The following is an 18,564-nucleotide window of genomic DNA, read 5'->3' on the forward strand; positions in this document are numbered from 1 at the left end:
ACCAGCTGTCGATGCCTGGGTTGGGTGCGGTCCCGAGGTTGCTTAGGGCGACGAAAGAAGGGGCTCATGGACGCACTCCTCGCAATCCGGGCTCGAAGGATCACCAAGTGTTTCGGCGATGTCGTGGCGCTCGACGGCATCGATCTGGATGTGGCGCAGGGGCAGATCCACGGCCTGGTCGGGCCGAACGGCGCCGGCAAGACCACATTGCTCGGCCTCCTGCTGGGCCTGGCCGTCGCCGACAGCGGCCGCCTCGAGATCCTGGGTACGCCGATCGCCCGGGCGCTGGACGCTCCCGACGGTGTCGCCGGCTTCGTGGACGGTCCCGGCCTCTACCCCTCGCTCACCGCCAGGCAGAACCTCGCCGCCCTGGCCGTTCTGTGCGGCCACGACACGCGGACGACGGCGATCGACGACGTGCTCGACCAGGTCGGGCTCACCGATGTCGCCGACGACCGGGCGAGCAGCTTCTCCCTCGGCATGCGCCAGCGGCTCGGGCTCGCCGCCGCGCTGCTCACCAAGCCCCGACTGCTCGTTCTCGACGAACCGTCCAACGGCCTCGACCCGGCCGGCAAGAAGCACGTACACGGTGTCCTCACCCGGCTCGCCGGGGGCGGAACCAGTGTCGTACTTTCGAGCCACCGCATGGGCGACCTCGAGGCACTGTGCTCCGAGGTCACCACCCTCGCCACGGGACGGGTCGTCTTCTCCGGCCCACTCGGCAAGCTGGCCGCCGAAAACCGTGAACTCAGCTACCGGTTGCGCACCTCCGATCCGGGGGCCGCCCGGCGGCTGGCCGACGACACGGCCGGAATCCGCGTTGACGACGACGCCGTGGCGCGGCCGGACGCCGAGATGCTCGTCGTCCGCGCGCTGGTGCCCGCGCTCGACGAACTGGTGGTACGGCTCGTGCAGGCGGGCATCGCGGTGCGCGAGCTCGCACCCGTGGTGTCGCCGCTCGAGGCCGCGTTCCTCGCCCTCACCGAGCAGCAGGAGGCCGGCCGATGACCGCCACCATCACCGCCGACCAAGCCACCAGGGCCCGCCGCGTCTCGGTGGCGCGCGGCTACCGCTTCGAACTGGTCAAGCTGGTCTCGCAATGGCGGATCCGCTTGCTGCTCCTCGCCTGCTGGATCGCGCCGGCGCTCTTCGTCGCCGCGGTGAGCCAGCAGAGCTCGCTGCCCGTCGACACCCTCTTCGGCCGCTGGATGCACGCCACCGGGTGGGCCGGTCCGCTGGTGTCGCTCGGTTTCGCGGGCACCTGAGCGCTTCCGCTGCTGACCTCGGTGGTCGCCGGCGACGTGTTCGCCTCCGAGGACCGGCTCGGCACCTGGCGCTACCTGCTCGTTGCGGTCCGGTCGCCTCGACGGATCTTCGGCGAAGGCACTGTCCAGCCTCACCGTCATCCTGCTGCTCGTGGCCGGGCTGGCCTGTTCGAGCGCGGCCGGCGGCGTCGTGGCAGTCGGCAATGAGCCGCTGGTCGGCCTCGACGGCCACCTGCTGACGCCAGCGGACGCCACCGGGAAGGTGCTGCTCGCCTGGGTCTGCGTGCTCGCCCCAACCTTGGCCCTCGCCGCGATCGGACTACTCGGTCCGTCACGCTGGGGCGCTCGCCGATGGGACTGCTGCTGCCCGCGCTCGTCGCGCTGGCAATGCAGCTCGCCCAGATGCTGCCGCTCCCCGTCGCCGTACGCCTTGCCCTGCCCGGCTATGCCTTCATCGCGTGGAACGGTCTGTTCACCAGCCCGACACAGCTCGGCCCGCTGCTGATCGGCATCGTGGTCAGCCTGGTGTGGACCGTGGCCGCGACGGCGCTGGCGTACCTGCTCTTCCTGCGGCGCGACTTCACCAATCCGACCTACGACGGCTCGGGGCGCCGGGCGGTCACCGCCGGCGTCCTGCCGCTCGTCGGGCTGCTCGCCGCGACGGTAGGGGTCGTCGCCGCGGCGACGCCGGCCACCGGCTCCGGGATCGAGCAGGACAAGGTGCAGCGCGCGGTCGCCACGGCATTCGCCCACCTCTACCGCATGCAGACCAGGCAGCTCAATCGCCTTGACGTCACCGAAGCGCAACTGAAGGCGACGGCGACGTGCAACAAGGGCGGTGGCAAGGTCGCCGCCCAGGGGCCAGGCAACGACTGGCGTTGCGTCGTCTCCTGGCATCTCCCCGACGTCGAGGCCGCCGGGACGGCCATCTACCAGCTCGACGTCACCGCAGACGGGCGGTTCGTGGCCGACGGCGACGGACCGAAGGAAGTGAACGGCTACTTCCTGGTGCGGACCTCGACCGGGGACGCACCGAACCCGCTCTGGCAGTTCGACGGCAATGTCGAACTGCTCCCCACCACGAAGGGATAAGTCAATGCAGGTAACACGCCGCCGCCGGCGTGTCGGGAAGGACGGCTCAGGCCTTCTCGGTCGACGCATCGGCCGCCGGATCCCCCTCGTGACGGCAGGCACCACCGCTGTCGTCGTCGCCGCCGGCACCGGCATCGGTTTCGCCCAGACGCACCGGTTCGGCACCGACCAGGTCGGCCAGACCACCGACCAGGGCCTGGTCGTATCCGCCGACCAGTACATCAACCCGATCGGCGAGCGCCTCGTCATCAACAACGGCAAGATCATGTCGTCCACGGTCAGCCCGGACGGCACCCACCTCGCGGCCGCGGTCACCGACGGCGGGATGGCGCTGGCCGTCGTGGACCTGAAGAACTGGAAGGTGCAGCAGCTCGTCGGCAACAACGCGGCGGCGGATCTGCGGATCAGCGGCAACGACGTGGGCCAGGAAGGCCCCACGTACTCCCCCGACGGATCGCAGCTGTGGCTGGGCCAGGCCGACGGCTACCGCAAATTCACCGTGAACCCGGACGGCACCCTCGCCAACCCGACGTTCATCCGGATTCCGCAGGACGGGCCCCGGCGCGCGCTGGCGAGCGAGGCGGTGTTCTCGCCGGACGGCTCCACCGTGTACTCCGCCGTCAACGGCCAGAACCGCGTGGTCGCCATCAACGCGGCAACCGGGGTCATCGAGCAGAGCTGGGCCGTGGGCAACGCCCCGCGTGACATGATCGAGGTCGGCGGCAAGCTCTACGTCAGCAACGAGGGCGGGCGGAAGGCGTTGCCCGGCGAGCCCACGATCAACTCGTACAACACGCCGGTGCTGGCCGACCAGGTCACCGCCGCCACCCTCAGCGGCACGGTCAGCGTCATCGACCTGGCGAACCCGGCCGCCGCTCCGTCGAGCATCGACGTCGGTCTGCACCCGACCGCCCTGTACGCCAAGAACGGGGCGTTGTTCGTCACCAACACCGCCACCAACGACGTGTCGGTCATCGACACCGCGAGCAACAAGGTCGTCCAGACCATCGCCACCCAGCCGTGGCCGGAGGCGACGGTGGGCTACGAGCCCAACGCGGTGACGCTCACGGATGACGGTCACCTGCTGGTCGGCCGCGCCAACGCGGTCGCCGTCTACCGGTACACGACCCCGCTGGAGCCGGTCAGCTATGTCGGCCTGCTCCCGACGGACTACTTCCCCGCGGAGATCACCACCTTCGGCAAGGACGTGCTGGTCTCCAACACCCGCGGTATCGACGCCCGCCGGCCCACCAAGAACGCCGGGCACGGCACCCACGACACGACGTCGAGCGTCCCTGATCAGCTTAGCGATCTTGAGTCGGATTGAGTTTCCGGGATCGTTTCCCACCGTGGTGGAGATGCATGGACGTGGAGATGGAATCCTGCGCCCAGTGCGGCTCCGCGTGGCCGGTGGCCGGCGGTGGGTGTGCTGATCGTGTTCACGCTCTGGTGTCGGTGGGCTGCGCGGGGCAGCTTCCGGTCCGTTGGTGCGTGTCCCTCCGGACGCTTGCCCGCCTGACCGTGGGGCCGGGTGGGGGAGGGTGCCCTGCGTCGCCTGGGCGCGGGGCGTGGTGGCTTGTGCCGGGTAGGGCCGGCCTTCGACCGGTCCCTCCGGCTGCCTGTGGTGGTGCTGGGGGTGATGACGGCTGCGGCTTCGAGTTCGTCGACGACCGAGCGGATCACCATCTGCCCGCTGGTCTTGTCGGTGACGGTTTTGGCTTGGTGGGTGAGTCCGCGGGCGGCGATGCGCCGCCAGGCGCCGTGGTCCCGGTCTCCTTGCCAACGGCAGGACTGGTTGGGGCAGATGGCCCACTTCCATCCCGACGTGGCGGGCCGGTCGGGGGCTTTACGGTGCTGTAGCGGGGTCAAACATTGCGGGCAGTGCTTGGAAGTGTTCCGGGCGGGGACGGTGACCACGGCGATACCGTGCTCGGCGGCGAGGTGCCGCATCCGGTCGCTGATCTTTCCGCGGACCTGCTGGGACAGCCGCGTGTTCAGGCTGTGTCCCATGCCCTTGGCTTCCATCGAGCGCAGGTCTTCCAGATAGATGACGGACGCCCGCGCGGCGATCGCCTGGTCGACGGTCCAGCGGGCGGCAGCCCACGCAAGCGCATCGTTGAGGTTGGATCGGCGGGCGGACACGTGGCGGATCTCGCCGGCCAGCACCTCGTGTTTCGCTCTCAACTGCTCGTCGGGGCGGCCGCCGAGCAGCCGCGCGTACTGGTCGGCCTTCGCATGCAGCCGCTCACTCTGGCGCCGCAGGCGGTGCTGCTTGGCCAGGACCCCAGCGGCCCGGAACTGTCCACCAGCCCCCAACGCCGTGACCCGCCCATCCTTACCCAGTCGCAGGGCGCCCGCGCTGAGGAGAGTGTTGAGACCCCAGTCCACACCGAGCGCCACCGAGTGACCGGTAGCCCGGGCCTTCGGCACGGCATGCGTGTACGCCATGTCGGCACACACCGTCCCGTCGGTGACGCGGAGGGTCGGCAGGTGCAGCACCGCCGAGGCGGGAACCGTGGACGGCAGCCTGATCGGACACTCGACCCACGTCCAGTCCCGATACGTCCGCGGATCCGGACGGGTGGGCAGTTGCAGCCGCAGCAGCGCCCTGCCCGGGTCGGTGTCGCTGCGCTCGATGATGGCCTGCTGCCGGTCACACGCGGCCAACAGCAACATCCGCCCGATTCTCGGGACGCCTTCCAACTCGAACACGTCCACCGGCAGCCGACCGTTGACCTTGACGAACGTGACGACCTGCCGGGTCCGGCCCTTGATAACACTGGACGGCAGATGCTTCCCGCCGGGGATCGAGGCCCGAACCTGATCCCACTCCGCAGGGGTGCGCTTGCGCGGATCAGCCGGCCACGCCGACAGGACTCCGGCTGTCACCTCGGCACGCCACGCCGCCGACCGCAGCGCACGCCCCGCCTGCTCCTGCGCCATCCGCACGACCCGGTCATTGACCCTCACACCCCGAGGCGGGGTGGCGGTCCAGCCCAGGCGTCGCAACGCCATCCACGCGTGCGACGGCAACCGCCGTCCACCCGCATCCACCCCGGCCGCCAGTACCTCCACATCCATACGGTTCCAGTGTTCGCCGACCAGCGCGGCCACCATGCCCGCCACCAGATCAGCACACCAACCAACCCGCCGCACCAGCACCGCCCGAGACAGGACCTCACCGGTCTCCTCGTCCACACCGGTGCGCAGCACAGCCCGGGCACACGCAGTCCGGGCCGTCTCGCCTTCGCCCAGCCGCAGCTTCCCGCTCACCGACTCAACGACCCACCATCGATCGAGCAGAACTAACGCTCACGGCCGGACCGCGTCCCCGGAATCCTCCCCGAACCAACCCAACCACCAAACGTCACGAGGTAAACACCGACAGGAGTCCCGCGGTCTGCGAGAATCGAAGAAGGTCCACACGACCAATCTATGATCACTGACGATCCACAATCAAATTGGTCAGCCTGACGCGGTTCACGCTGCCCGGCGACGATGTCATCAAGTCCGAGACCGGAAAGGTGTTCAGCCAGAACGGTTGGCACGGCAGCTCGGTCACGCTGACCGAGGGCAAGGGCGACAAGAAGCCGGTGCCGGTCCCGTTGCGCCTCGGCGACCCGTCAACGATCAAGCACGTCTTCCTGATCGTCAAGGAGAACCGAACCTACGACCAGGTCTTCGGTGACGACCCGCGGGGCAACGGCGACCCGTCGCTGGCCCAGTTCGGCGAGAACGTGACCCCGAACCAGCACGCGATGGCTCGCCAGTTCGGGCTGTACGACAACACGTACGACGTCGGCACGAACTCGGCCGAGGGCCACAACTGGCTGATGCAGGCCGACAACCCGGAGTACACCGAGTCCTCGGCCGGTGAGTACATCCGCAGCTACGACACGGAGGACGACGCTCTCGGCCACCAGCGGACCGGCTTCCTCTGGACCGGCGCGCAGGCGGCCGGGAAGACCGTGCGGAACTTCGGCGAGTTCCACCAGTTCCTGACCAAGCCGCCCGGCTCGAGTTGGCAGAACCTCTACTGCGACACCAGGAACATGGCCGCGACCGGGCAGGATTCCGCCTACCGCATGGTCTCCTCCTCGCCGATCCCGTCGCTCAACAACGTGTCGGTGCCCGGCTTCCCGAAGTACGACCTGGGCGTCCCGGACATCTACCGGTACGAGATCTGGAAGCGTGACTTCGAGAAGAACGGGCCGGCGAACCTCAACATGTTCTGGCTCTCCAGCGACCACACCGGTGGCCCGCCGAACGCGGCCGCCCAGGTCGCGGACAACGACCTCGCGGTCGGCAAGATCGTCGACAAGATCTCGCACAGCCCGTACTGGAAGGAGTCGGCGATCTTCGTGGTCGAGGACGACTCGCAGGCCGGCCTCGACCACGTCGACGGCCACCGTGCCCCGATCCAGATCATCAGCCCCTGGGCCCGGCACGGTGTCGTCGACAGCCACTACTACACGCAGATCACGATGATCCGGACCATCGAGCAGATCCTCGGGATCCACCCGATGAACCAGAAGGAAGCGCGGCCAACCCGATGCGGGGGGCGTTCACCCAGAACGCGGACTTCACGCCGTTCACCGCGGTGCCCAACCGGACCTCGCTGACCGCGGGTCTGGCGACCCCGCCTGCCTGCGGCGTGGACACCCCGGCCCAGCAGAACCCCCTCGCCGCGGCCGCGCCGTCGGCGACCGTGCCGGCGGACAAGCAGCAGGTGGCGGCGCAGTGGGACGAGTGGAAGTCGCACCAGCGGCTGACCGGGCCCGACGCCAAGCCCGACTTCGCGAACCCCGCGCAGATGAACCACTTCACGTGGTACCAGGCGCACGACTGGAAGAGGCCCTACCCCGGCGAGGACAAGATTTTCGCGCCGGAGGACGTGCCGGGCGCCTACATCCCGTCGTCGGAGTCCGACGGCTGAGGTAAGGCTGATCGCGTCAAGGGCCCCTGGCCGGCGTCACCAAGCCGCTGGCCAGGGGCCCCATTCTGTCCCCTGCAGCGCAGAGCTCGGAGCTTTCGCGCGTGCCCAGGGGTGGTGCCAGCACCACCAGCGATGCGGGAGCCAGCACCGCTGACCCGGCGGCCGGGACGGCGCAGAGTCTGTTGCATCCGGTTCGCCACATCACGAGCGGCACGGCCGGCGGTTGCGGGTCGTAGGCCCCGGCCGACCGGGCTCGGTGGGTGAGCGCCGGACGCCCTGGGTCAAGACCGGCCGATGCGAGAAGGCAGGGGAAGCGAACATGCCAACGACCGTCGACACCTCGTCAACCCCGCCCGTAACCGGCGGGCCGGCCGGGCACCCGGCCGGTCGCCGCCGCGTGCGGCGGCAGCTGCGCTGGGCGGTACCGCTGCTGCTGGTCGCGGTCGCGTTCGTCGCGTACGCGCTGCCGCCGTACCTGACGCTTGACCCGAGCCGGTCGCGGCTGCCGGTCCCGGAGGATTACCCGCAGTACTACCCGCTGCTGGTGGCGCACATCGTGTTCGGCTCCGTGGCCCTGGTCGCCGGCTGCTTCCAGGTCTGGCCCTGGTTCCGTCGCCGCTACCCGGCCGCGCACCGCTGGATGGGCCGGGCGTACTTCTTCGGTGGGGTCTTCCCGGCGGGGATCGCGATCCTGGGCGTCGCACCGTTCAGCAGCACCGGCTTCGTCTCACAGGTCGGCAACACCATGCTGGCAGTGCTCTGGCTCGCCACCTCGGTCGCCGGCTATCGGATGGCGCGGCAACGCCGGTTCGTCGAGCACCGCCGGTGGATGATCCGCAGCTTCGCGCTGACCACGTCGATCGTGGTTAACCGGGCGTGGTTGGTGCTCTTCATCGTCCTGCTGCTGCCCCATGTCGACACGACCTACGGCGGCGACCAGGACGCGATGATCCGGGCCGCGGCCGGCGCCAGCGTCTGGATGAGCTGGGTGGTCAACCTGCTCGTCGCCGAGTGGTGGCTGGAACGCGGCGACGCCCGCCGCCGGGCCCGACGCACCGGCCGAGCCGCCGGCCACCGCCAGGACGCGGCCTGACGAACACCCCATCGCGACGCCCAAGGTGCTGGCCCGCAGCGGCGGTACCAACCGTTTCACCAACGGCTCAGCGCGGCGGCCAACTGGGCCAGGGCGACATGGGCGGCGTCGAACAGGGCCAGCTTCCGCGGGAAGTTGTGGATGAGCCCCTGGTATCGGGTTGCGGTGACGGGAACGCCGGCCGCCAGCAGCCGGGCCGCGTACCGCTCACCCTCGGCGGACAACAGGTCGAGTTCGGCGGTGATGACCAGGGCGGGGGGCAGGCCGGTGAGGTCGGCCCGCAGGGGGTCCAGATCTGGCTGGGTACGGTCCACCCCGGGTGGGGCGAACGCGTCCCAGAAGAACCGCATCTCCTCCCGGTCCAGGCCGTACTCGTCGAGGGCCGGGTAGTCGGCGGCGGGGTCGATGACCGGGCAGATGAGGATCTGTCCCGCAAGACGGATCCCCGCGTCCCGGGCGCGCCGGGCGGTCACCGCCGCGAGGTGCCCTCCCACGGAGTCACCGGCCACCGCTATCCGGCCCGGGTCGAGGCCGTGCCGAGCCGCCCCAGGCCCGCGCAGCCAGGTGAGCGTGCGCGTCATGTCGTCCACCGCGGCCGGGTACGGATATTCGGGGGCGAGCCGATAGTCCACGGAGAGCACGGCCCAGCCGGACGCGGCCGCCACGTGCCGGCACAACCCGTCGTGGGTTTCCACGCTGCCCATCACCCAGCCCCCGCCGTGCGCATAGAGGACCACCGGCGTCGCGTCGTGATCGCCGTCGCGGTAGAGACGGGCGGGCACGCCGCCGGCGTCGACGGTCACCACGGACCGGATCGACGGTCCGTTGCCCACCTCGGCCGGGGTTGCCTGGACCATGCTGAGCCGTGCCGCCGGCAGGGTCGACCGGGTGAGCGGGACACGCTGCTGGACTTGCATCGCCGCCCGCGCCTGCGGGTGCAGCCGGCTGGGATCCACCCGCTCATTATCGCCTGGTTGACGGATGTCAACGTGGCGGCGCGGCGGTGACGGAGCGGCGGTGAGTCGCCTACGGTGTGGACCGTGGATGGTCTTCTACCGGCACTGCCGGAGGACTGGGAGCGCTGCCTTGCGGTGGCCGCACACCCTGACGACATCGAGTACGGCGCGGCCTCGGCGATCGCCCGCTGGACCGCGCAGGGCAAGCACGTCACCTACCTGCTGGCCACCCGGGGCGAGGCAGGAATCGACACCATGCACCCGGACCAGGCCGCGCCGTTGCGGGAGGAGGAGCAGCGCGCCGCGGCCCGGGAGGTCGGCGTGGAGGTCGTGGAGTTCCTCGATCACCGCGACGGGGTCGTCGAGTACGGCCCGGACCTGCGCCGCGACATCGTGCGGGCGATCCGCCGGCACCGGCCCGAGGTCATCGTCGCGGGCGCCTTCACCATCCGCATGGTGGGCGGCATGACCAACCAGGCCGACCATCGGGCGGTGGGGCTGGCGACGCTGGACGCGGCCCGCGACGCGGGCAACCGGTGGATCTTCCCGGAACTGGTGGGTGAAGGGCTGCCGCCCTGGGGCGGGGTGCGCTACGTCTGCTTCGCCGGCGCGGAGCACCCCACGCACGGCGTGGACGTCACGGGTGAGCCGTTGCAGCGGGGTATCGCCTCGCTGGCTGCGCACGCCGAGTACACCAGGGGCTTGGGCGTGGCCGGCCCCGAACCCGGGCCGTTCCTCACCTGGGCGGCCCGACAGGGCGGGCCGGCGCTGGGCGTGGAGGCGGCAGTGCTGTTCGACGTGCACGCCCTCACCTTCGAGGGTCCACCGCCCTGGCTCTGAGCCCTGCCGGCACAGCGTCCTTGATGGATCCGCCGCGTTGCGGTCAGGCCGGGGCGGGTGCCGCCAGCAGCGCGCGCAGCTCGCGGACCGCTGCCCGCCCGGCGCGGTTCGCGCCGACCGTGCTCGCGGACGGCCCGTAGCCGACCAGGTGGATCCGGGGGTCGGCGACCACCCGGGTGCCGTCCACGACGATGCCGCCACGGGGCCCCCGCAGCCGCAGCGGGGCCAGGTGGTCGAGCGCCGGCCGGAAGCCGGTGCACCAGAGGATGACGTCCACGTCCTGCGCCGCGCCGTCGCGCCACTGGACGCCATCGGGGACGATACGGTCGAACATCGGCAGACGGCGGAGGAGACCGCGTTCCCGGGCTTCGCGCAGCTGCGGTGTCCACGACAGCTCGGTCGCGCTGGCGATGCTTCCCGGGGGCAGGCCGGCCCGTACCCGTGCCTCCACCTTGGCGACCACCTCACGTCCGTAGTCCGGCGTGAACGGCCCGTCCCGGAACACCGGCGGCCGGCGGGTGACCCAGGTCGTCGTCGCCGCGACGTCGGCGATCTCGACCAGGAGCTGCACGGCCGACGCTCCGCCCCCGACGACGACCACCCGCTTCCCGGCGAATTCCGCCGGCCCCCGGTAGTGGGCGGTGTGCAGCTGCCGCCCGCGGAACGTTTCCTGTCCCGGGTAGTACGGCACGAACGGCCGGGTCCAGGTTCCGGTGGCGTTGATCAGTGCCCGGGTGGTCCAGGTGCCGTTGTCCGATTCGACGAGGAGTCGTCCGTCGCGGGCGTTCCGGACGGCCGTGACGGCGACCGGCCGCTGCGCGTCGATGCCGAATTCCCGCTCAAAGGCGGCGAAGTAGGCCGGCACCGCGTCGGCGGCTGGTTCGTCCGGCGGCGGAGGCGTGAAGCGCATGCCGGGCAGGTCGAAGATCCCGTGCACGGTCGCCATGCGCAGCGTCGGCCACCGGTGTTGCCAGGCCCCGCCCGGTGCCGCGTTGCCGTCCAGGAGGGCGAAGTCAAGCCCCGCGGAGCGCAGGTGGTACGCGCTGGACAGCCCCGCCTGTCCAGCCCCGACAACCACCACATCCGTCTCCGGCATGTGCCGGACAACGCCCGAGGCTCACCCGGCCCTTCCCGTGGGCGATGGATGTCACACCGCCGCTGTCGTCCGCGCACGGCGAGGCGGTGTCACCGGCGACGCGGTGTGATCAGACCCGACTCGTACGCCCACACGACCAGCTGGGCACGGTCGCGGCAGTGCAGCTTCGTCATCGCCCGGTTGACGTGTGTCTTGGCGGTCAACGGGCTGATCACCATGCGCTCGGCGATCTCGTCGTTGTTCAGCCCCCGGGCGACGAGCTCGACGATCTCCTGCTCGCGGGCGGTCAGCACGTCGCGTCCGGCCGCCGGGTCAGCCGGCGGTGGGCTGGCGACGAACTCGCTGATGAGCGTACGCGTGATCGCCGGGGCGAGCAGCGCGTCGCCGCGCGCCACGACGGCGACGGCCTGCAGCAGGTCGGCGGGGTCGGCGTCCTTGAGGAGGAATCCGCTGGCGCCCGCGCGGAGTGCGGCGAAGACGTGGGAGTCGAGCCCGTAGTTGGTGAGGATGAGGACGCGGACCGCGGCGAGGTCGGGATCGACGGCGATGCGCCGGGTGGCTTCGATGCCGTCGAGTCCCGGCATCTGCACGTCCATCAGCACGACGTCCGGTCGCAGGCGTCGCGACAGCTCGACAGCCGAGGCGCCGTCGGCGGCCTCGCCGACGACCGCCAGGTCGTCCTCGGCGTCGAGCAACGCCCGAAATCCGGCCCGCATCAGCGCCTGGTCGTCGGCGAGCAGCACCCGGATCATGCCGGCTCCTCCCTGCGGTCGGAGCCGCCACGATCCGTGGCGGACTGAGCTGCTTCGACCTCGCGCAAGCGCTCGGTCATGCCGGCTCCTCCAGCGGGAACGTGGCCTGCACCCCGAACCCGCCGCCGTCGCGGGCGGCGGTGTGCAGCGTGCCGCCCAGTCCGGTGACCCGTTCCCGCATGCCGCGCAGGCCCACACCGGGTGTCACCGGCCGGACCGGCGAGGCCTGGCCGTCGTCGGTCACGGAGACGGTCAGCTGTGCCGGGGCGTACTCCACGTGGACCTGGGCGGTGGCGGGGCCGGCGTGGCGGGCGACGTTGGTCAGGGCCTCCTGGACGACGCGATAGCCGGCCTGGTCGACGTCGGCGGGCAGGTTCCGGGGCTGACCGGTGACGGACACCTGCACCGGTACGCCCGCCGCCCGGGTCCGCTCGGCGAGCTCGCCCACCCGGGCCAGCCCGACCCCGTCCCCGTCCCCGTCGGAGGGTGAACGCAGGACGTCCAGCGTCGCCCGCAGTTCCCGCATCGCGGCGCCGCTGGCCTCCTGGATCGCCAGCAGCGCGGCCGACGGTTCCGCGCCGTGCTTGCGGGCCAGGTGTACGGCGATCCCGGCCTGCACCTTGATCACGGAGATGCTGTGGGTCAGCGAGTCGTGCAGGTCCCGGGCGATACGCAGGCGCTCCTCCCCGGCGCGGCGCAGCGCCATCTCCTCGCGGGTGCGTTCGGCCTCGACCGCCCGCTGCTCGACCTGCTCCAGGTACGCCCGGCGCTGCCGCGAGACGAGCCCGGCGACGTTGGCCGCCACGAACCAGCCCAGCAGCAGGGCGGTCCGCTCGGCGATCAGCTGGCCGGGACGGCCGGCGGGCGCGACCGAGACGTCGCGGGCCAGGAAGCCGCCGAGGAAGACGAGGCTGGCCAGGGCGGTGGCCGATCGGTGCCCCCGCCAGGCGGCGACGTAGACCGCACCGAGGACGGGGAACGCGGCGGACACCCCGGGATGCACCCGGACGTGGAGGGCCAGCATGGCGGCGGTTACCACGCTCAACGCCACCACCGGGTACCGCCGGCACGCCGCCAGGGCCGCCGCCATGACCAGGACCAGGGCGACATCGATCGCCCGCACCGGTGCGGCGTCCGGCGCGAGCGCGGCGTTGCCGAGCAGGAGGATGCCGAGGGCGAGGCCGCTGAGGGCGTACGGCAGATCGCGGCGCATGATCGCACTGTAGAACGGTCGCCATCAGGGAGCATCCCGCGCCTGCGGTAGATGCGGCGTACTGCGGACGCGGTATCGGCGCCCGGGCAAGTGCCTGCGGCGGCACGACGCTTTCCCGGCCCGCCGCCGCAAGCATCGAGTCCATGACATACCGCTTCTTCACCCCCGCTCCAGCTGGCGCTGCGACCGGTCTCACCGCGGACGTCTACCGGCAGCTGCGGGACGAGTTCCTCGGTCCGGCGCCCACCTTCCAGGCGCTCTCGGCGGTGCCGGAGGTGCTGGCCGCGACCTGGGCGCTGATGCGCGAGGCCCTGCTCGCCGGAGACGCGTCCCGGGTCGACCGCGAACTCGTCGCGTCGGCGGTGTCCCGGGCCAACCGCTGCCGATTCTGCGTCGACGCCCACGTGATGCTGTTGCACGCGCTGGGCGAGCACGAGCTGGCCGAGGTCATCGCCCGGGGCGGGACGCCACCGGAGCCGCGGCAGGCCGCGCTGGTCGGCTGGGCCGAGGCCAGCCGCAGCCCCAGCGCCGGTGAGTGGACCAGCCCGTACCGCCCTGAGGTCACCGGCACCCTGCTCGCCTTCCACTTCATCAACCGGATCGTCTCGGCGCTGCTCGATCCGGATCTGCTGCCCGGCGGCCTGCAGCGCTCCCGTGTGGTGCGGTCAGCCGGGGGCCGGCTCTACGCGAGGACGGCCCGGGAGCCGAAAGAGCCCGGCCACAGCCTGCCGCTCCTCGGCGCCAGCGCGGCATCGCCACCGGCGTGGGCCGAGGACAGCCCGGTCGGCGTCGCGTACGCGTCGTTGCGGAACGCCGCCATGCGGGGCGGAGACCTGCTGGGCGACGTGGCGCGCCGGACCGTCACCGCCACCGTGAGCTGGGAGGACGGCCGGCACCCGGCCCGGCCCGCGGAGTGGGCCACCGATCTGGTCCGGGACGTGCCCGGCGCGGACCGCGTCGCGACGCGGATCGCCCTGCTGGCGGCGTTCGCGCCCAGCGCGATCCGCTCGGGCGATGTCGCCCTCTGGCGGCTGTCCCATCCGGACGACGCCGACCTCGTACGGCTGGTCGCCTACGGCGCGATCACGGCCACCGACCACGTCGCCCGGGCACTGTCCCCGGCTCAACTCTAGGAGGTCACCCATGCGCAAGGCCTTGGTCGTCGTCAGCATTCTGTTGCTCGTCGCGTTCGCCCTGCAGTTCGTCTTCGCCGCCGTCGGCGCGTTCACCAAACCCGCGGGCGACGGCGCGTATGCGCTGCACAGCGTCACCGGGATGGCGGTCATACCCGTCCTCACCCTGCTCACCATCCTGTTCGCCGTACTGGCGAAGGCGCCGGGCCGGCTCGTCGGACTGGCCGTCCTGCCGCTCGGCCTCGTCGTCCTGCAGGCGCTCCTCGCCATGCTCGCGAACGCCTTCACCGACGCCGCGGGCGCCAGCACGCCGTTCGGCCTGGCCATCGCCGGGCTGCACGCGGTCAACGGAATCGTCGCGGTGCACGTCGTGGTCAACGTCCTCCGGGCAGCGCGCAAGCTGGCCAGCCCGGTGCCGGCCCCCGCCGCCCGCCTGACCGTCCGGGAAGGGGAGCCGGCATGACCGTCGGCTCGCTGCTCGCGGCCGACCTGGTGATCGCGCTGCTCGCGGCCGCCGGCTGGCTGACCGGAGGTGCCGCGTCGGCCGCCCGGCGCCGCCGGCTCGCACTGGCGCTGGCCGCCGTCGCGCTGCTCGCCACGGTCGCCCGCGCGATCACGATCACCGCGCTCGCCCGCGCCGGCTGGTGGTTCGCGGCGGAGAAGGTCCTCATCGCCGCCCCACTGTCGCTCGCGGCGGTGGTCGTCGCCGGGCCGCGGCTGCTGCGGGCCCCGGGCGACATCCGGTCCGTCGCGGTCCCGCTCCTCTTCGCCGGGTACGCCGACAGCGGTGCCCTGCTCGTGACGGTCCTGCACGGCTATCCCGCGTCGGCGGGCGCGGGCCTGCTCGCGGTCGCCGGGGTCGTCGCGGCGACCGCGGTCACGTGGCGCGTCCTCGGCGCGCGCCCGTCGCAGACGGTGTCCAGGGCGGCCGTCGCGGTGGCGGTCGCGGCGCTGGTGACCGGAACCGGGCTGGCAGCCGTACCGGGAGCTGCTCCCGCCGTATCACATGATCACCGAGTTGGAGATGCGCGGACCGTGGGCGAACCGACCAGGCGGTTCACCCTGACGGCCGGGACCGCCACGGTGAGCGTGAGCGGCCGTGACGTCGCGGCGTGGACATTCAACGGGCAGGTCCCCGGGCCGGAGTTGACCGCCGCCGTCGGCGACGTCCTGGAGGTGACGCTCCGCAACCGGGACATCGCGCGGGGTGTCACGCTGCACTGGCACGGCTACGACGTGCCGAACAGCCAGGACGGGGTGCCCGGCGTGACGCAGGCGGCGGTGCTGCCCGGACAGGAGTTCGTCTACCGGTTCCGCGCCGACCAGGCCGGGACGTACTGGTACCACACGCACTCGGTGTCCGACGTCGGTGTGCGGACGGGGCTCTACGGGGTCCTGGTGGTGCGCCCGGCGCCGGCGACCGGCGCCGACGTCACGGTGCCGGTGCACACCCTTTCCGGCCTTCCGCTGCCCGCACCGCGAACGGAACCGGTCGAGGCGGGGACGCCCGTACGGCTGCGGCTGATCAACACCGACAGCACGACGCACCGCTACGCCCTGGCCGGAACCCCGTTCCGGGTCGCCGCGATCGACGGATCCGACCTGCAGGGCCCGACCCCGCTCGTGGACACCGCCGTGCTGATCCCGGCCGGAGGCCGCTACGACCTGGCGTTCACCGCGCCCGCCACGCCGGTGGCGCTGTTCGTCGACGGACGGGCGGTCTACTCGACCGGGCCGGTGTCCGCGGCGACCGGCGCGTGGCCGGTGCTGGAGCCGCTCACCTACGGCGCCGGTGCCCCGAGGCCGTGGTCCCGGTTCGACAAGGAGTTCACCCTGGTCCTCGACCGCGGCCTCGACCTGCACGGACTGCTTCCGCGGTACGCCCACACCGTCAACGGTGCGGCCGGTCCGGACATCCCGCCCCAGGTCGTACGCCCCGGCGACATCGTCAAGTTCACGATCGTGAACCGGTCACTGGTGGTGCACCCATGGCATCTGCACGGCCATCACGTCCTGGTGCTGTCCCGCAACGGAGAGCCGGCGACCGGGAGTCCCCTGTGGCTGGACTCGTTCGACGTACGCCCCGGCGACGTCTGGGAGGTGGCGTTCCCAGCCGACAACCCCGGAATGTGGGCCAACCACTGCCACAACCTGGCACACGCCGACGCCGGAATGACGCTGCACCTGATGTACGGGTGAAGGTGAGCCGGCTGGCACTCCGGTCAGCCCTCGAAGGTCTGCCGGGCCACCGAGATGGCGGACATGGCCTGCGGCCACCCGGTGTAGAACGCCAGGTGGGTGATGGCCTCGACGATCTCGGCCTGCGTGAGGCCGTTCTGCTTGCCGAGGTTGAGGTGGAACGGCAACTGTTCGCTGTTGCCACCCGCGACCAGGGCCGCGATGGTGATCAGGCTGCGGTCGCGGGGCGCGAGGTCGGCGCGTTCCCAGACGTCGGCGAAGAGCACGTCGTCGGTGAGCGAGACGAGCTTGGGCGCGAAGTCTCCGAGCATCTTCCGAGCGGGGCTCTGCTGAGTGGTCCCGGACATGTCCGTACTCCTCCTGTTGTTCGGCGGGGTGGGCCGGCGGCCGCGGGACGACGCAGCCGCCGGCTGGTGGTCACGCGGGCTGCCGGCGGTACTCGTCGTCTGTCACGTGCTCGCCCCATTGCGTTTCCGGCCCGTCCTGCCCGGGGGTGAGGCCGTCCCAGATGGCCAGGTGGGTCATGAAGTGGTCAGGGGTGGCGCCATGCCAGTGCCACTCACCAGGCGGACACCAGACGGTGTCGCCCGGGCGAATGACGACGACCTCGCCGCCGCGTGACTGGGTCAGCCCGATGCCTTCGGTGACGTGCAGCAGCTGCCCGTTGGCGTGCCGGTGCCAGGCGGTGCGGGCGCCGGGGGCGAAGTGCACGGCGTTGCAGCGGCCGATGTGCGGGCCGGTCATGGGAACGATCTGGTCGAACCAGACGTCCCCGGTGAACCAGTCGGCCGGTCCCTTGACCGACGGCTGTCTGGTCAGGATCTCCAAGATGTCCTCCTGTGCGATACGCCCTGCGCTGGATGCAGCGGCTTGTCGCTGCCACGGTGGCCACCCGCTCCGGGGCGACGCAGGTCGTCACGGGTTGAGGAGGACCTTGATGGCGCGACGCTCGTCCATGGCCTGGTACCCCTCGGCCGCCTGCTCAAGGGGGAGGGTAAGGTCGAAGACCTTGCCGGGGTCGATCTCCCGGTTCCAGATCAGGGCGATCAGCTCGGGCAGGAACCGGCGCACCGGGGCGGGGCCGCCGTGCAGGTGCACGTGGGAGAAGAACAGCTCGTCGCCGGGCAGCTGGACGTCGTGGGCCACTCCGACGTACCCGACGTGACCGCCGGCACGGGTGGAACGGATGGCCTGCATCATCGATTCCTGCGTGCCGACCGCCTCGATGACCGAGTGCGCGCCGAGCCCGTCGGTCAGTTCCTTGATCCGCGCGACGCCCTCATCGCCGCGCTCGGTGACGACATGGGTCGCGCCGTAGTGTGCCGCGAGCCGCTGGCGAGGCTCGTGCCGGCTCATCGCGATGATGCGTTCCGCGCCGAAGTGCTTGGCCGCCAGCACGGCGAGCAGACCGACAGCCCCGTCGCCGACCACTGCGACGGTCTTGCCCGGGCCCACCTCCGCGGCGACGGCGCCGAACCAGCCCGTGCCGAGCACGTCGGAGGCGGCGAGAAGGCCCGGAATCAGGTCGTCCGAGGGAGTGTCGGGCGTGGCGACCAGGGTGCCGTCCGCCAGCGGGACACGCAGGTACTCGGCCTGGGCGCCGAGTCCGCCCACCGGCTCTCGGTGGATGCATGAACTCTGGTAGCCGGCCTGGCAGATCGGGCAGGTGTTGTCGGAGGCGAAGAAGGAGCCGACCACGAACTGGCCCGGCTTGATGTTCTTGACCTCGCTGCCGACCTCCTCGACGACGCCGACGTACTCGTGGCCCATCGGCGACGGCCCCTTCGACACTTCAACGCCCCGATACGGCCACAGGTCCGAACCGCAGACACAGGTCGCGGACAGCCGAATGATCGCGTCGGTCGGGAGCAGGATCCGGGGATCCTCCCGCGTTTCCACCCGGACGTCGCCGGGGGCGTGCATGACGACACCACGCATAGGTTCTTCTTCCTCCCAAAGGACCGGCCGCGACCCGACCTGCCAGCTTCC

The 18,564-nt window shown here is 71.4% G+C and carries 19 protein-coding genes; 11 read left to right on the forward strand and 8 right to left on the reverse strand.

Features of this window, described 5'->3' with window-relative positions; genetic code table 11:
• The first annotated feature begins 66 nt into the window (after nt 1-66).
• From ACGF4F_RS35560 to ACGF4F_RS35575, 4 genes are all read left to right on the forward strand, one after another.
• Nucleotides 67-1,008 (forward strand): ABC transporter ATP-binding protein, encoded by a 942-nt coding sequence (locus ACGF4F_RS35560; RefSeq protein WP_357443167.1) that lies wholly within the window; start codon nt 67-69, stop codon nt 1,006-1,008.
• On the forward strand, nt 1,005-1,265 hold the full coding sequence (locus ACGF4F_RS35565) for a hypothetical protein (protein WP_357443165.1): 261 nt from the start codon (nt 1,005-1,007) through the stop codon (nt 1,263-1,265). The genes ACGF4F_RS35560 and ACGF4F_RS35565 overlap by 4 nt, the downstream gene beginning before the upstream one ends.
• 351 nt (nt 1,266-1,616) lie before the next feature.
• Nucleotides 1,617-2,357, forward strand: a complete 741-nt coding sequence (locus ACGF4F_RS35570) for a hypothetical protein (RefSeq protein ID WP_357443162.1) — start codon at nt 1,617-1,619, stop codon at nt 2,355-2,357.
• An 88-nt stretch (nt 2,358-2,445) separates the two neighbouring features.
• Nucleotides 2,446-3,684 carry a hypothetical protein gene (locus tag ACGF4F_RS35575; RefSeq protein WP_357443160.1) on the forward strand — a complete coding sequence of 413 codons (1,239 nt, stop codon included), beginning with the start codon at nt 2,446-2,448 and terminating at the stop codon, nt 3,682-3,684.
• On the opposite strand, the gene ACGF4F_RS35580 is transcribed toward ACGF4F_RS35575, so the two are convergent.
• Complete coding sequence (locus ACGF4F_RS35580) at nt 3,657-5,630, reverse strand: zinc ribbon domain-containing protein (RefSeq protein ID WP_357443158.1); 1,974 nt, start codon at nt 5,628-5,630, stop codon at nt 3,657-3,659. The genes ACGF4F_RS35575 and ACGF4F_RS35580 overlap by 28 nt on opposite strands.
• A 188-nt stretch (nt 5,631-5,818) precedes the next feature.
• Between ACGF4F_RS35580 and ACGF4F_RS35585 the strand changes: the two genes are divergently transcribed.
• The 3 genes from ACGF4F_RS35585 (at nt 5,819) to ACGF4F_RS35595 (ending at nt 8,386) form a co-directional block, all read left to right on the forward strand.
• On the forward strand, nt 5,819-6,979 hold the full coding sequence (locus tag ACGF4F_RS35585; RefSeq protein ID WP_357443155.1) for an alkaline phosphatase family protein: 1,161 nt from the start codon (nt 5,819-5,821) through the stop codon (nt 6,977-6,979).
• Nucleotides 6,910-7,293: a hypothetical protein gene (locus ACGF4F_RS35590; RefSeq protein WP_357443153.1), complete on the forward strand. Its 384-nt coding sequence runs from the start codon at nt 6,910-6,912 to the stop codon at nt 7,291-7,293. The genes ACGF4F_RS35585 and ACGF4F_RS35590 overlap by 70 nt, the downstream gene beginning before the upstream one ends.
• Nucleotides 7,294-7,612: 319 nt before the next feature.
• Nucleotides 7,613-8,386 carry a DUF2306 domain-containing protein gene (locus tag ACGF4F_RS35595; RefSeq protein ID WP_357443150.1) on the forward strand — a complete coding sequence of 258 codons (774 nt, stop codon included), beginning with the start codon at nt 7,613-7,615 and terminating at the stop codon, nt 8,384-8,386.
• Nucleotides 8,387-8,442: 56 nt separating this feature from the next.
• On the opposite strand, the gene ACGF4F_RS35600 is transcribed toward ACGF4F_RS35595, so the two are convergent.
• On the reverse strand, nt 8,443-9,342 hold the full coding sequence (locus tag ACGF4F_RS35600; RefSeq protein ID WP_357443147.1) for an alpha/beta hydrolase: 900 nt from the start codon (nt 9,340-9,342) through the stop codon (nt 8,443-8,445).
• A gap of 84 nt (nt 9,343-9,426) precedes the next feature.
• Here ACGF4F_RS35600 and ACGF4F_RS35605 point away from each other — a divergent pair, with 84 nt between their 5' ends.
• A complete protein-coding gene (locus ACGF4F_RS35605; RefSeq protein ID WP_357443144.1) occupies nt 9,427-10,182 on the forward strand; it encodes a PIG-L deacetylase family protein in 756 nt (251 codons plus the stop codon).
• 43 nt (nt 10,183-10,225) lie between these two features.
• On the opposite strand, the gene ACGF4F_RS35610 is transcribed toward ACGF4F_RS35605, so the two are convergent.
• The 3 genes from ACGF4F_RS35610 to ACGF4F_RS35620 form a co-directional block, all read right to left on the reverse strand.
• A complete protein-coding gene (locus ACGF4F_RS35610) occupies nt 10,226-11,278 on the reverse strand; it encodes an FAD-dependent oxidoreductase (protein ID WP_357443141.1) in 1,053 nt (350 codons plus the stop codon).
• An 89-nt stretch (nt 11,279-11,367) separates the two neighbouring features.
• Nucleotides 11,368-12,030, reverse strand: a complete 663-nt coding sequence (locus ACGF4F_RS35615) for a response regulator transcription factor (protein ID WP_357443138.1) — start codon at nt 12,028-12,030, stop codon at nt 11,368-11,370.
• 76 nt (nt 12,031-12,106) lie between these two features.
• Entirely contained in the window at nt 12,107-13,243 is a 1,137-nt protein-coding gene (locus tag ACGF4F_RS35620; RefSeq protein ID WP_393084698.1) for a sensor histidine kinase, read from the reverse strand.
• A 143-nt stretch (nt 13,244-13,386) separates the two neighbouring features.
• Between ACGF4F_RS35620 and ACGF4F_RS35625 the strand changes: the two genes are divergently transcribed.
• Genes ACGF4F_RS35625 through ACGF4F_RS35635 form a run of 3 tightly spaced genes read left to right on the forward strand, consistent with a single transcriptional unit; the run spans nt 13,387 to nt 16,575 of the window.
• Complete coding sequence (locus ACGF4F_RS35625) at nt 13,387-14,376, forward strand: carboxymuconolactone decarboxylase family protein (protein WP_393084701.1); 990 nt, start codon at nt 13,387-13,389, stop codon at nt 14,374-14,376.
• Nucleotides 14,377-14,386: 10 nt separating this feature from the next.
• Nucleotides 14,387-14,839, forward strand: coding sequence for a DUF6220 domain-containing protein (locus ACGF4F_RS35630; RefSeq protein WP_357443131.1), 453 nt, complete (start codon nt 14,387-14,389; stop codon nt 14,837-14,839).
• On the forward strand, nt 14,836-16,575 hold the full coding sequence (locus ACGF4F_RS35635; RefSeq protein WP_393084704.1) for a multicopper oxidase family protein: 1,740 nt from the start codon (nt 14,836-14,838) through the stop codon (nt 16,573-16,575). Before ACGF4F_RS35630 ends, ACGF4F_RS35635 begins: the two co-directional genes overlap by 4 nt.
• Nucleotides 16,576-16,598: 23 nt before the next feature.
• Here ACGF4F_RS35635 and ACGF4F_RS35640 read toward each other — a convergent pair whose 3' ends face one another.
• The 3 genes from ACGF4F_RS35640 to ACGF4F_RS35650 form a co-directional block, all read right to left on the reverse strand.
• Entirely contained in the window at nt 16,599-16,922 is a 324-nt protein-coding gene (locus tag ACGF4F_RS35640; protein ID WP_357443125.1) for a carboxymuconolactone decarboxylase family protein, read from the reverse strand.
• Nucleotides 16,923-16,992: 70 nt separating this feature from the next.
• The gene (locus ACGF4F_RS35645; RefSeq protein ID WP_357443122.1) at nt 16,993-17,403 is read right to left on the reverse strand and encodes a cupin domain-containing protein; all 411 of its coding nucleotides are present in this window, start codon (nt 17,401-17,403) and stop codon (nt 16,993-16,995) included.
• Between the two features lie 87 nt (nt 17,404-17,490).
• Entirely contained in the window at nt 17,491-18,513 is a 1,023-nt protein-coding gene (locus tag ACGF4F_RS35650; RefSeq protein WP_357443119.1) for a zinc-dependent alcohol dehydrogenase family protein, read from the reverse strand.
• Nucleotides 18,514-18,564 lie beyond the last annotated feature (51 nt).

The organism is Micromonospora sp. NPDC047740, from assembly GCF_043204735.1.
Classification (GTDB): Bacteria; Actinomycetota; Actinomycetes; order Mycobacteriales; family Micromonosporaceae; genus Micromonospora.